Genomic DNA, 208 nt, shown 5'->3' with positions numbered 1-208 from the left:
GAACATCTTGAGCATTTTGCACCAAACATGCGCCAGCTTTAATTAAGCTATTACCTCCTCGGCTGGTTGGGCTATGAATTGAACCAGGCAGCGCAAACACCTCTCGACCTTGCTCCATGGCATAGCGAGCTGTAATCAAAGAGCCACTCTTCTCAGCCGCTTCAACTACCAAGGTTCCGAGCGATAACCCACTTATAATACGGTTACG

General features: G+C 48.6%; 1 protein-coding gene. It reads right to left on the bottom strand.

The genetic code is table 11. The annotated features are described in order from the left end of the window. Positions 1-208: DNA-processing protein DprA (locus AB4486_RS24685; RefSeq protein WP_372119323.1), on the bottom strand; the 208-nt coding region annotated here is incomplete at both ends.

The organism is Vibrio sp. 10N.222.55.C6, assembly GCF_041473395.1.
GTDB classification, from domain to species: Bacteria; Pseudomonadota; Gammaproteobacteria; order Enterobacterales; family Vibrionaceae; genus Vibrio; species Vibrio crassostreae_C.
Note: the sequence above shows the minus strand (reverse complement) of the source record. Positions and strands in the feature narration are given on the sequence as shown.